We start from the raw sequence: 13,228 nt of genomic DNA, 5'->3' as shown, positions 1-13,228 counted from the left end.
TTGTCTCTTTAGTCCACGACCGGCATCACGAAGTGGGAGCCGGAGTGGGGGGTGATGGCGGCGTCGTCACGCGTCCAGCGGGAGGTGACGGTTTTGGTCTTGGTGTAGAAGCGGAAGGCGTCGGGGCCGTGCTGGTTGAGGTCGCCGAAGCCGGAGGCCTTCCAGCCGCCGAAAGTGTGATAGGCGATGGGCACGGGGATGGGGACGTTGATGCCCACCATGCCCACCTGGATGCGCTGGGCGATATCGCGGGCGGCGCCGCCGTTGCGGGTGAAGATGGACACGCCGTTGCCATAGGCGTGTTCGGTGGGCAGGCGCAGGGCCTCGTCGATGCTCTCGGCGTGGACGATGGTGAGCACGGGGCCGAAGATCTCGTCGGTGTAGATCGACATCTCGGGGGTGACGTGGTCGAAGAGGGTGGGCGCCAGGTAGTAGCCGCCGCTGAGGTCCTCGCCTTGGAAGTTGCTATCGGTGGCGCCGCGCTCGCGCCCGTCGACGACCAGCTCGGCACCGGCCTCCACTCCGGCGTCGATATAGGAGCGCACCCGCTCCACCGCGGAGGCGGCCACCAGCGGGCCATAGTCGGCGTCTGGGTCCAGGCAGTGGCCCACCTTGAGGCCCTCGATGCGTTCCACCAGTTTCGCGCGCAGCGCGGTGGCGGTCTCCTCGCCCACGGGCACGGCCACGGAGATCGCCATGCAGCGCTCGCCGGCCGAGCCATAGGCGGCGCCCACCAGGGCGTCGGCCACCTCGTCGAGGTTGGCGTCGGGCAGGATGAGCATGTGGTTCTTGGCGCCACCGAAGCACTGGGCGCGCTTGCCGGTCTCGGCGCAGCGGGTGTAGATGTACTGGGCGATTGGGGTGGAGCCGACAAAGCCGATCGCTTGGATCACCTCGGAGTCGAGGAGGGCGTCCACTGCTTGTTTATCGCCGTGCACCACGTTGAATACTCCGTCCGGCCCGCCGGCGGCGGTGAATAGCTCGGCGAGTTTCAGGGGCACGGAGGGGTCGCGCTCGGAGGGCTTGAGGATGAAGGCATTGCCGGCCGCGAGTGCGGGGCCGGCCTTCCACAGCGGGATCATGGCGGGGAAGTTGAAGGGGGTGATCCCGGCGACCACGCCGAGCGGCTGGCGCATGGAGTAGGTGTCCACCCCGGTGCCCACCGAGTCGGAGAACTCGCCTTTGAGGAAGTGCGGGGCGCCGAGGGATACTTCCACCACCTCGAGGCCGCGTTGGACATCGCCCTGGGCGTCGGCGAAGGTTTTGCCATGCTCCAGCGATAGCGCGGTGGCCAGCTCATCCATGTGCTCGTTGATCAGCCGGATCCACTCCATGAGCACCCGCATGCGCTTTTGCGGGTTCAACGCGGCCCATTCGGGCTGAGCAACTCGAGCGTTATTGATGGCTTCCTGCACATCGGCGGTGCTGGCCAGCCGCACCTGGGCTTGGACGGTGCCGGTGGAGGGGTTCATCACGTCCTGGGTGGCAGTGGAGCTGCCCGCCCATTCGCGGCCACCGACGTAGTGGTTGATGGTCTTCATGGGAGTCTCCTTACTACTGTGCGAAAGTGTTATACGCCACACAGTAGTGAGTCACCCGTCACATTCCTAGGGTTTCTGCGATGGTGAACACCATTTACCCCAGACGCGAAAAACCCGCCCCCGGCACACAGGGGCGGGCATTGCGCGCGGTCTTAGCTCTGGGTGAAGAGCTCCTTGACGCGCTGGGAGAGATGGGGGTCCACCTTGCCCCAGTACTCATAGACCTGCTGCTCGACCTGCTCGCTCACCCCGGCCATGGCGCGGGCAATATTGCCGGCCATGCGCTCGCGGGCGGCGTCGTCAAGCACCTCGCGGTAGAGCATGCCGGGCTGGGCAAAGTCATCATCCTCGGGGTGCTGCACATAGGCGCCGCGGGTGAAGTCGGTGCCGTGGGTCTCATCCCACAATCCGAGATCCCCGGCCACGCCCACGGTCACGCCGGAACCGGAGGTCTCCTTATCGTCGTCCGTACCGGCGCCCTTGGCGTAGGCGTTCGGGGAGTAGACGGGATCGGAAGGATCATTGAACTCATAGGCCATCGCGCCATCCTTGGCGTAGGTATTGACCTCGTTCAACGGGCGGTTCACCGGCAGGTGGTGGGCATTGGCGCCCACGCGGTAGCGGGCCGCATCGGCATAGGCGAAGCTGCGGGCGATGAGCATCTTGTCCGGGCTGAAGCCGATGCCGCGCACCAGATTGCTGGGCTCGAAGGAGGCCTGCTCGATCTGGGCGAAGAAGTTCTTCGGGTTGCGGTTGAGCTCGAAGTAGCCGACATCGATGAGCGGATAATCCTTCTGGGACCACACCTTGGTGAGGTCGAAGGGGTTCCAGCGATAATCCTCAGCCTCGTCGAGGGGCATAATCTGCACCTTGACGTCCCAGCGCGGGTAGTCGCCACGCTCGATGGCGTTGAAGAGATCCTCACGGGAGGTATCGGCATTGGCGCCCACGGCGGCCTCCGCCTCCTCATCGGTCCAGAACTCCCAGCCCTGCTGGGTCTTGAAGTGGTACTTCACCCAGAAGCGCTCGCCGTCTTCATTCACCCACTGGTAGGTGTGGGAGCCGAAGCCGTCCATATGGCGGAAGTTCGTGGGAATACCACGATCGCCCATGAGGTACGCCACCTGGTGGGCGGACTCCGGGGTGCGGGTCCAGAAGTCCCACTGCATATTGGCATCGCGCAGGCCGGTATCGGGCAGGCGCTTCTGGGAGTGAATGAAGTCCGGGAACTTTATCCCGTCGCGGATAAAGAACACCGGGGTGTTATTGCCCACGAGGTCATAGTTACCCTCCTGGGTGTAGAACTTCAGGGCGAAGCCGCGCACGTCGCGCCAGCCGTCCGGGGAGCCCTGCTCGCCGGCCACGGTGGAAAAACGCGCCAGCATCGGGGTGACGCGCCCCGGCTGGAAGAGATCGGCGCAGGTATAGCGGGACACATCTTCGGTGATGTGCAGCTCGCCGAAGGCGCCGGAGCCCTTGGCGTGCACCACGCGCTCGGGTACGCGCTCACGGTTGAAGTGGGCCAGCTTCTCCAGCAGGTGCACGTCGCGTAGGTCGACGCTGCCCTGCTGGCCCTGCGTGACGGAGTGGTTTTCACTGCTCACAGGGGCGCCATTCAGGCGGGTGGTCTGCTCGCCGCCGGGGGTGCGGGCACCGCCGTTGACGATGGCATCTAGGTCAGAATTGTGCTGTTCAGCCATGGGTCCTCCTCAAAGGAATTTTTATAGGCGCCATCTAATTGATGGCTACTGCTTAATAAGTATACCCGTTGTATCTAAAATTCCAATTAATCATCGCCTAACCCATAGGTATTACCGAAGGCAAGCCTTAGTTCGCGATCCGTTTTGCTAGGATCATCAGGTATGAGAGCACCCGCCGGCGCAGGGAACCCCGAGCGCGATGACGAGCACGTCACCGAACTCGCACTCGCCGCTGGGCGCGGCAATAAAGCCGCCCTCACGGAGTTCATTCAGGCCACCCAAGCAGATGTCTGGCGCCTGCTCGCCCATCTCGCCGGCCGCGATCACGCCGATGACCTCACCCAGGAAACCTATCTTCGCGTGATGAAGGCGCTGCCGAAGTTCGCCGCCAAGTCCAGCGCCCGCACCTGGCTGCTCTCCCTCGCCCGCCGCGTCTGGGTCGATAGCGTGCGCCACGATATGGCGCGCCCCCGCAAATCCATCACCGAAATCGATGACGTCCCCCGCTCCACCACCCCGGCCGCCTTGCCCGAGTGGATCGATGCGCGGATGGTGATTGAAAAACTCCCCCCGGACCGCCGCGAGGCCCTCATCCTCACCCAGGTACTGGGCTATAAATACGAAGAGGCAGCCAAGATCGCCGGCTGCCGCGTCGGCACCATCCGCTCCCGGGTGGCGCGCGCTAGGCAGGACATTATCGCCGCCACCGCCACCCAGGATTCCCCCGCGCGCAGCTCCTAGCGCTTAGCTGCGTAGTAGCGCCCCATGAACTCATCCCGGAACTCGTAGTAGTAGCCGCCCTCCAGCGACGCCCGGATACGATCCACCAGCCCCACCATGAAGTAGAGGTTGTGCATGGTGCAGAGAGTGCCGGCCAAAAACTCCTTGGCCTTGAGCAGATGGTGGATATAGGCGCGGGAGTAGTTCTCGCTCACATAGCCGCCGAGCTCCTCGTCGATGCCGCTGAAGTCGCGCTTGAAGCGGGCGGCGGCCAGATTCATCCGGCCATCGAGGGTATAGACCCCGCCGCGCCGCCCCAGCCGCGTCGGCGCCACGCAGTCGAAGGTATCGGCCCCGGATTCCACGGCGGTGAAGATATCGTCCGGCTCGGAAATGCCTAAGAGGTGGCGGGGGCGATCCTCCGGCAGCTCATCGCATACCCAGCCGACGATGGTGCCCAGATTCTCTTTCTCCAGCGCCCCACCAATGCCATAGCCGCCGAAGCCGCGCTGGCCCTGTTCTTCCTGCTCATTCGAGAGCTGCACCAGCCCCCGGGCGGCCTGGCGCCGCAGGTCCTCATATTGGGCTCCCTGCACCACGCCCCAGAGCGACTGCTCCGGCCGGTGCTGGCGCTCCTCGGAGAGCCGCTCGTGCTCGAGCAGGCAGCGCTGCGCCCAGCGGTGGGTGCGCGCCACCGACTGCTCCTGATACTCGCGGGTATCCACCAGGGTGGTGAGCTCATCGAAGGCGAACATGATGTCCGCGCCCAGCTGGTGCTGGATCTGCATGGACACCTCGGGGGTGAAGCGGTGCTTCGAGCCGTCGATGATGGAACGGAAATCCACGCCGTCCTCATCCACCAGCGCCATGCGGTCCTTCTTCCGGGCGCGAATATCCCCCGCATCGAGCCCGGAGGTGTCCATGGCCAGCACCTTTTTAAATCCCACGCCGAGGCTCATCACCTGGAATCCGCCGGAGTCGGTATAGGTGGGCCCGTGCCAGTTCTCGAAGGCGGCCACCCCGCCGGCCTCGTCCACAATATCGGGGCCGGGCTGCAGGTAGAGGTGATAGGCGTTGGAGAGAATCGCCTGCGCCCCGCTGAGCCGAATCTGCTCCGGGGTGAGGGTTTTCACGGTGGCTTTCGTGGCCACCGGAATGAACGCGGGCGTGGCAATATCGCCGTGCGGGGTGTGAATCACCCCGGCGCGACCGTGCTGGCCCTCGAGGCGATTGGTGACATCAAAGTAGTTCATGGCTATAGCTCTTTTCCTGCTTATCGACGCCCACTCGCCGTCGATTCCATCTCTTTTTCTAGGCTAGTTCCCTCCACATCCAGCGAGGGCAGGATGCGATCGAGCCAGCGCGGCATCCACCAGGTGGCCCGGCCCAAAAGGAACATGGTGGCGGGCACGAGGGCCATGCGGATGAGGAAAGCGTCGACAAGCACAGCGACGCCGAGGGCGAAACCGAAGATCTTCACAAAGGGCAGCGGCTGGGTGATATTGGCGAAAAAGACCGCCATCATAATCAGCGCGGCGGCGGTGACCACGCGCGAACCCAGCAGGAAGCCCTGGACGGTGGACGCATCCACCAAGCTGAAGGGGGTGGTGTTCTCCTCGGGGTGTTTCTGCAATTCGATATAGCGTTCCCGCATGCGGGTGACGAGGAATACCTGATAGTCCATCGCGAGGCCGAAGGTGACGCCGATGAGGAAGATCGGCATGAAGGAAATGATCGGCCCGGGTGTGTCCACGATGCCCCATAGCCCCTGCTGCCAGAAGAGGATGGTGGTGCCGAATGCGGCGCCGACGCTGAGCAGGAAGCCGAGACCAGCGACCAGCGGCACCATGAGCGAGCGGAAGACCATGAGCAACAAGACGATGGCCAGGCCCACCACCACGGAGAGATAGATGGGCATGGCGTGGTCGAGCTTGGTGGTCACATCCTGCTGCACGGCGGTCAGGCCGGTAATTCCGATCTCGATGCCGAGGCTGCGGCGCAGGTCATCGGCCTGGGCGCGCAGTGCGTGCAGCAGCTCGGTGGAGAGCGGATCATTGGGGCCCAGCCGCGGGGTCACCAGAATCTGGGCGGAGGTGCCGGCCTTATTCACCCGCACCACTTGGGCGTGGGCCACATCGGCGTTGGCGTTAAATTTCTCCGCCGCCATCTGATAGGTCAGCGGGGCCAGCTGCTCCACCCCGGCATCCTCCGGGATCCCGGCGGCGGCACGATAGGAGCTCAGCGCCGCGGCCTGGGTGTTCATATCGCTGACATCCATGACCACGAGGAAGGGGGCGTTTTTGCCCTCGCCGAATCCTTCCGCCAAGAGCTCGGCCGACTTGCGCTGGGTGGTATCGCGCTCCGCCACCGAGTCCGAGGGCAGCGCCAGATCGAGGTGCGTGACGGGGATGCTCAAGGCGCTCAGGCCAATGGTCACCGCCGCCAGCACCAGCGCGGGATAGCGCTGCACCTTCGTGATATAGCGATAGGCCAGCCCGGAGCTGCGCTGATAGGAGGGGCCTGCCTCGCGCTTGGTGGAGCGCAGCCCGGGGATCTTCAACCCAAATACGCGCCCCTTGAGCACGCCCAGCAGGGCGGGGATGAAGGTAAGGGCGATCAGCACCGCCACAAAGACTGTCGCCGCGGCGGCAATACCCATCCAGGAAAGGAAGGGAATCTTCGCCAGGGTGAGCGCCGCCAGGGCGATAATCACGGTCAGGCCGGCAAAGACCACCGCCGAACCGGCCGTGCCCAGGGCCATGCCCGCGGACTCCTCCAGGGATTGCTCCTCGCCTTTCTCGTCCAACTCGGCGCGATAGCGAGAAAGAATAAAGAGGGCATAATCGATGCCCACGGCCAGGCCGAGCATGAGCGCCAGCACGGGCGTGATGTTATTCAGATCCACCACGGCAGTACCCAGCACAATGCCGAGCGCGCCAATGCCCACGCCGATCACCGCGGTAATCAGCGGCATGCCGGCGGCCACCACGGAGCCGAAGGTAAACAGCAGCACGATCAGCGCCACCCCGAGACCGATCATCTCGGACTTGGACTGCACCTCAATGGGCTCGGCGAAGCCCGGGCCGCCCGCTTCCACGGTGATTCCCGCCTCGCGGCCGAGCTCGATGGCCTTATTCACCGCATCGCGTTGCTCCTGGTTCACATCTCCCGGCGCGGGGGCATCGAAGGCGAAGCGGGTGGTGCCGATGGTGCCATCATCGCTGAGCACGCGGAGGAAGTAGGCATTGGTTTCCGCGAGTTCGCGGGGCAGGCCCTTCTCCACGGATTGCTCCACCACGCCCTCGATGAGCTTGGGATTGACATCCACGGGGTTGCCGAAGGTGCGCTCCTCGGCGGCTTCGGGCAGATCCGCGCGCAGGGAGTCAATCACCTTCTGGATGGCCTCGTGATTCTTCGGATCCGCCAGCTTCTCGCCCGGCGGGGCCTGGAACACCAAATCCACATCGGTGGCGAAGCCAGGGGAGACGCCGCCTTCGAAGTTGTGCTCCATCATCTGCCCCGCCTCACTGGAGGGCATATCGGGGATAGAGAAGGCATCATCGAAGCCGTCTTGGAAGGCCACGGCGCTCACGCCGACGGCCGCTAGAATGCCCACCCACAGCAGAACCACGATCCACTTCAACCGAAAACACAGTTTGCCGAGGTGATACAAAAACTTCGCCACAGTATCTTCTTTCCGCTTCTTCTTCAGCGTGGAGTTCGCTCGGCCAGCGCACAACGCGGCGGCACTGTCTCACTCATGGTAATAAACAACATGGACACGTACGTAACAGCACGGTTTTTAGATACGCTGAACACTACGATGACTTCCTCCTCTGGGCGGCGCCGCCGCGAACCCCCTCTGCCCGTCAAGGATGGCCTCTCCCCGTCCCGCGTCCGCCTGCCGGACACCCCGCGCGGGGCGGTGAGCGCCCTCGAGTTCCTCACCGACGTGGTGCTCAACCAGCGCCACCGCCACCCCGAGGACGATGAAGCGGCCATACTCGCCCGCTTCCGCCGCGGCGAAGTGGTCTCCCCCACCGGCCGCGCCTACGCCCCGCAGGACATGGTGAGCGTGGGCGCCGATCTGTGGTTCTATCGCATCCCCGCCCCAGAGCCGCCCATCCCCTTCGACTGCCCTATCCTGCACCACGACGAGAACCTGCTGGTGGTGCACAAACCGGCGTTTCTTTCCACCATGCCGCGCGGGCGCCACATCACCGAAACCGCCACGGTGCGGCTGCGCCGTCGCACCGGCAATATGGATGTGGTGCCGGCCCACCGCCTCGACCGGCTCACCTCGGGAATCCTCATGTTCACCACCCGTCCCGAGGTGCGCGGCGCCTACCAGCGACTCTTCGCCGAGCGGGCCGTGGACAAGCGCTACACGGCCATCGCGCCGCTACACGCGGAGATCACCCCCGGCACGGTGTGGCGCTCCCATATCCACAAAACCCCAGGTGAGATCCAGGCCGTGGAGCTGCCCGGCGCGGCGATCAACGCGATCACCGAGGTGCTGGCCGTGACCCCGCTCAGCGCCGCCGAGCAGCAGCGCCTCGAAGCCGACTATGGCCCCCAGCCACCCCTGGCCCGCTATGAGCTGCACCCCCACACCGGCCGCACCCACCAGTTGCGCCTGCACATGACCGCGGCCGGGGCGCCGATCCTCGGCGATCCCTTCTATCCCACGGTCGCAGCCGATGAGCCCGAGAACTACGCCACACCCCTGCAGCTGTGCTCCACCCATCTGGCGTTCACCGATCCCTTCACCGGCCAGCAGCGTAGATTTAGCACCAGTACGGCGGGATATTCCGCGAGTGAGCGTCGATAAGCGCCGTGAATGACGATCCATTGACCCCGGTAGAGAGCGAGGACCCCATGCCCACCATCCCCGCGGCCCGCGCCGTGAACCTATACAAATCCTATGGCGAGGGCAGCGCCCAGGTGGTGGCGCTGAACCATGTCACCGTGGAATTCGAGCGCGGCCGCTTCACCGCGATCATGGGCCCCTCCGGCTCCGGAAAATCCACGCTCATGCACTGCATGGCTGGGCTCGACGCCCCGAGCAGCGGCGAGACCTATATCGGGGAGACCGAGCTTTCGCAGCTTAACGACGCCGCCCTCACGAATCTACGACGCGACCGCCTGGGGTTTGTGTTCCAGTCCTTCAACCTGGTGCCCACGCTCTCCGCGGCGGAGAACATCACCCTGCCGGTGGGCATCGCCGGGCAGCGCGTCGATGAAGCATGGTTCACCGAGGTCACCGAGCGGCTCGGGCTGAAGGATCGACTGCGCCACCAGCCCTCCGAGCTCTCCGGCGGGCAGCAACAGCGCGTGGCCGTCGCCCGCGCCCTAGTGTCGCGGCCAGATATCATCTTTGGCGATGAACCCACCGGCAACCTCGATTCCAACTCCTCCACCGAGGTGCTGCGGATTCTGCGGGCGGCGGTGGACGAGCTCAACCAGACCGTGGTGATCGTCACCCACGACTCGGCGGCGGCCGCCTATGCGGACCGGGTGATCTTCCTCGCCGATGGCAGCATCCGCGATGACATCACCGAGCCCACCACCGAGAAGATCATGTCCATCATGGCCGGGATCGAGGGCCGGTAGATGGCGACACCGACCATGACGCCGCCACGCATGCGCACGATCTCGCTGCGTTCGGTGGCCGCGCATAAGCTCCGGCTGCTGCTGACGGTGCTCGCCGTGGTACTCGGCACCGCCTTCGTGGCCGGCTCCTCCATGTTCACCTCGACCCTGTCCTCCTCCCTGAACTCGGCGCTGACCACCGCCTTCGACGATATTGACGTGGTGGTCGCCGGCACCGAGCGCTCGCCGCAGGGAATCCCCTTCGCGGAGGTGGATGAGCTGCGCGCCCGCCCAGATGTGCGCGCCGTGTCCATCCAGGGTCGCGACTCCAGCGTGATCCTCACCGACCCGAATGGCGCCCGCATCCAGAGCGGAGCGGTTCCCACCCAGGCCATTGCCCTCGTGCCACCGGAGACTCTCCACGGCGAGGACATCCCCAGCCAGGGCACTATCGTCGAGGGCGCACGGCCCAGCGCGGCGGGACAGATCGCCATCAACAGCAATGCCGCTGAGCGCGGCGGCATCTCCATCGGCGATCACGTGACCGTACTGGTCCCCGATACCCGCCTCGACGCAGAGGTCACCGGCATCTACGAGGCCCCCTCCGACCAGGCGGGCTGGCTCTCCATCGCGCTGCGGGAGCAGGACTATCGCGCCCACTTCACCGATGGGGAGCATGCCCAGCTCGCCGCGCTGACACTGCAGGACCCGGACGCCGCCGAGAGCGTGCAATCCGAGCTTGCCGACGCCCTGCCGAACTTCATGGTCAGCACCGGGCAGCACCTGGTAGACCAAGCCAATGAACGTATCGAGTCCGCCCTCTCCTTCGTCACCTACTTCCTGTGGGCATTCGCCGGCATCGCGCTGCTGGTGAGCACTTTCATCATCTCCAATACCTTCGCCATGCTGGTGGCCCAGCGCAACCGTGAATACGCGCTGCTGCGGGCCTTGGGCGCTTCCGCCACGCAGATCACCCGCTCCGTGGTGGCGGAATCCGTGGTGGTCGGACTGGTGGGCTCGCTGCTTGGCGTTCTCGCCGGCGTGGGGCTCGTGCGGCTGATCACCTGGCTGCTCAATCGCTCCGACGCGGGCCTGCCCGATGCTGGCGTATCGCTCACCCCCACCACCATCATCGCTCCGGTGATCGTGGGTCTGGTGGTCACTGTGCTCTCGGCATGGGCGCCGGCGCGCAAAGCCGGGTCCATTCACCCCGTCCAGGCCATGCGGCCGCAGCCGCCCACCCGCGCCTCCTTGAAGTGGCGCACCCTGGCCGGCGCCGCGGCGCTACTGAGTGGCGCTGTGCTGTGCATCGTCTCGGTTCTCATCGACACCGAGGCCCTGCGCATACCGCTGTCCTTGGTGGGTGCCGGAACCCTGGCGCTGGTGCTGGGACTATGGCTGGCCGGGCCGGCGCTATCCATCCCCCTGGTGGGTGGATTGGGCCGGATCCTCGGCGCTCCCTTCCGCACGGTGGGCAGATTGGCGGCCACCAACTCGCAGCGCAACCCGCACCGCACTGCGGCCACCGCCTTCTCCCTCACCCTGGGGCTGATCATGGTCTCATCTATCGGCATGCTGGCTGCCTCTATGCAGCGCTCCACCGAGGACATCGTGGACGATTCCATCACCGCCGACTTTGTGCTCACCGGCGAACGCGGCGCCGGAATAAGCATGCCGGAGGACACCGCGGAGCGCGTCGCCGCCCTGCCCGAGGTGGACTCCATATCGGTGGTCTCCGCCGGCCCCTTCATGGTCAATGACGTGTCCATGGGCAATGACTTCGGGCCGCCCACCACCCCGGTGGCCGATAATTCCATGCTCGATAGCGTGAAATTCACCGCGGTGGGCGGCGAGATCGACCTTGACGCCCCAGGCCTTATCCTCAGCGAGACCGCTGCGGACTACGTGCAGGTGGGGCTGGGTGAGATGGCGCGGGTGAGTATCCGCGGCCAAGACAGCTACGTGGAGGTGCCGGTGACGGCCCTAGTGGATTCCTCCACCTTGTACGGCGGTGTTCTCTCCCGAGCCAGCGCCGCAGAGCTCATCGATCAGACGGGCCTGGTGCCCCAAGAGATCTATGTGCACGCCGCGGCGGGCTTTAGCCCCGCCCAGGTGCGGGCGGCGCTAGACAAGGAGGTCGATCGGGATCTGGTGACCTCGGTCAAGGATCCCGATGAGGTGAAGGGGCAAGCCGCCAGCGAGGTGCGCGGGATGCTTTCCATTCTCTACGGGCTGCTGGCGCTGGCGGTGATCGTGGCCATTCTGGGTATCGTGAATACCCTCGCGCTTTCGGTGATCGAGCGCCGCCAAGAGATCGGCATGCTGCGGGCAGTCGGCATGCAGCGCCGACAGGTGCGTATCATGTTCTATCTGGAATCCGCGGTGATCGCCCTCTATGGCGCCGTCGTCGGTGCCGTTGTCGGCATCGCCGTGGGCTGCGCCTTCCTCGAGAATCTGAAAGACACCGGGCTTACGGCGATCGTCATCCCCTGGGGCACCGTCGGGATCATGCTCGCCGGTTCCATGCTGGTGGGCGTGCTCGCTGCGCTCTGGCCGGCGGCGACGGCCGCGCGGACGCGCCCGCTCGAGGCGATCACGGACTAGCACCACAACATCGATCAGGGGCCGGACGCGATCGCATCCGGCCCCCTTGTGCTCTCTCTGTCAGGACAGATTAAGAGACGGTGGTCGAGCCCACGGTCGGCAGTACCGTGCAGCTATCTTCGCCATAGGCCATGGTGCCGGCGATGGCGGCAATCACGGGACCGGAGCCGGTGTTCACCAGCGCCGAGGTCTGGGCGTGTACATTCGCTCCGAGGAAGCTTTCATCGAGGTCGTTGACGCCGCCCTTCATGGTCTTCAGGTTCAGCCACGCCACCTTCATGTCCGTGCCCTTCACCGACGGTGCGAGACGCTCATCCGCGGTGAACACATGGAAATAGGCATGCCCAGCGGGGATATACGGCTTCAGGAGATTGCGCTTGCCAAACACCGGACCCGAGCCGTAGTTGGGGCCGGGTTGCACTGTGGCCAGTGCCCCGGTCACCGGCAGATCCCCGATACCGCAGCCGAGGACCGGGGCGGGATAGTAGAACTTGCTCTTCTTGGTGGAGTCCCCGCTCTGCACAGCCTTGGTGTCCGTGAAGGCCTGGGGCACTTCGGAGGACAGCGCCGCGAGGTCAGTATCCTCGGCCTCCTCCATGACCGCCGCGATAGCCTGCTGTACATCCTCGGACTGGCTACTCGCCCAGTCGAGCAGCGTATCGACGCTCACTCCACCCGGCTCCGCCATATCGATGGAGGGAACCTGGACCTCGGCCTGGGCGGGCTGCACCCCGGCGAAAGCGATTCCGACGGCCGCGAGGACTGCGGCGAGGGTTCTGCTGTGTGCCATAAATTAACCTTTGTATGAGGAACCAGCGTCGAGCCATAACAGCCCGCCAGCCGGCGAAAAACGTATTCTTACACCCACGAATGTTACTAGACTTATCTTGTGTAACCTAATGATGTTGCAATGACATAATATAATTGTTGGCGCGGGCAATGTCTGGGCATGCCGAAGGGCGGGGGTGAAGCATCACCTGGTGTGGTGTGTCTTCTCCCCCGCCCTTGTGCGGTGTTTGTAGTTTTAGGTCGGCGGTGACTTACTCTCCCACACCCTCCCGGGTGCAGTAC

The 13,228-nt window shown here is 64.9% G+C and carries 9 protein-coding genes; 4 read left to right on the top strand and 5 right to left on the bottom strand.

Annotated features, from left to right (window positions below; translation table 11 throughout):
• Positions 1-8: 8 nt before the first annotated feature.
• Together KR227_RS08265 and KR227_RS08260 are read right to left on the bottom strand one after the other, a co-directional pair.
• The gene (locus tag KR227_RS08265; protein ID WP_218364912.1) at positions 9-1,541 is read right to left on the bottom strand and encodes a CoA-acylating methylmalonate-semialdehyde dehydrogenase; all 1,533 of its coding nucleotides are present in this window, start codon (positions 1,539-1,541) and stop codon (positions 9-11) included.
• Between the two features lie 152 nt (positions 1,542-1,693).
• Entirely contained in the window at positions 1,694-3,241 is a 1,548-nt protein-coding gene (locus KR227_RS08260) for a catalase (RefSeq protein ID WP_255549239.1), read from the bottom strand.
• Positions 3,242-3,403: 162 nt separating this feature from the next.
• Between KR227_RS08260 and KR227_RS08255 the strand changes: the two genes are divergently transcribed.
• On the top strand, positions 3,404-3,982 hold the full coding sequence (locus tag KR227_RS08255) for an RNA polymerase sigma factor (protein WP_151529424.1): 579 nt from the start codon (positions 3,404-3,406) through the stop codon (positions 3,980-3,982).
• On the opposite strand, the gene tgt is transcribed toward KR227_RS08255, so the two are convergent.
• Both tgt and KR227_RS08245 read right to left on the bottom strand, forming a co-directional pair.
• Entirely contained in the window at positions 3,979-5,214 is a 1,236-nt protein-coding gene (gene tgt, locus KR227_RS08250) for a tRNA guanosine(34) transglycosylase Tgt (RefSeq protein ID WP_218364911.1), read from the bottom strand. The two genes, KR227_RS08255 and tgt, sit on opposite strands and share 4 nt — an antisense overlap.
• A 20-nt stretch (positions 5,215-5,234) precedes the next feature.
• Entirely contained in the window at positions 5,235-7,646 is a 2,412-nt protein-coding gene (locus KR227_RS08245; protein WP_218364910.1) for an MMPL family transporter, read from the bottom strand.
• A 138-nt stretch (positions 7,647-7,784) separates the two neighbouring features.
• Between KR227_RS08245 and KR227_RS08240 the strand changes: the two genes are divergently transcribed.
• Genes KR227_RS08240 through KR227_RS08230 form a run of 3 tightly spaced genes read left to right on the top strand, consistent with a single transcriptional unit; the run spans position 7,785 to position 12,157 of the window.
• Positions 7,785-8,792: a pseudouridine synthase gene (locus KR227_RS08240; protein ID WP_218364909.1), complete on the top strand. Its 1,008-nt coding sequence runs from the start codon at positions 7,785-7,787 to the stop codon at positions 8,790-8,792.
• Positions 8,793-8,839: 47 nt separating this feature from the next.
• Complete coding sequence (locus KR227_RS08235) at positions 8,840-9,574, top strand: ABC transporter ATP-binding protein (RefSeq protein WP_151550304.1); 735 nt, start codon at positions 8,840-8,842, stop codon at positions 9,572-9,574.
• Positions 9,575-12,157, top strand: a complete 2,583-nt coding sequence (locus tag KR227_RS08230) for an ABC transporter permease (RefSeq protein WP_218364908.1) — start codon at positions 9,575-9,577, stop codon at positions 12,155-12,157.
• 70 nt (positions 12,158-12,227) lie between these two features.
• On the opposite strand, the gene KR227_RS08225 is transcribed toward KR227_RS08230, so the two are convergent.
• A complete protein-coding gene (locus KR227_RS08225) occupies positions 12,228-12,947 on the bottom strand; it encodes a hypothetical protein (protein ID WP_218364907.1) in 720 nt (239 codons plus the stop codon).
• Between the last annotated feature and the right edge of the window lie 281 nt (positions 12,948-13,228).

It is taken from the genome of Corynebacterium sp. TAE3-ERU30, from assembly GCF_019209925.1.
GTDB lineage: Bacteria > Actinomycetota > Actinomycetes > Mycobacteriales > Mycobacteriaceae > Corynebacterium > Corynebacterium megadyptis.
The sequence above is the reverse complement of the archived record's forward strand: the minus strand, read 5'-3'. Positions and strand labels throughout refer to the sequence as shown.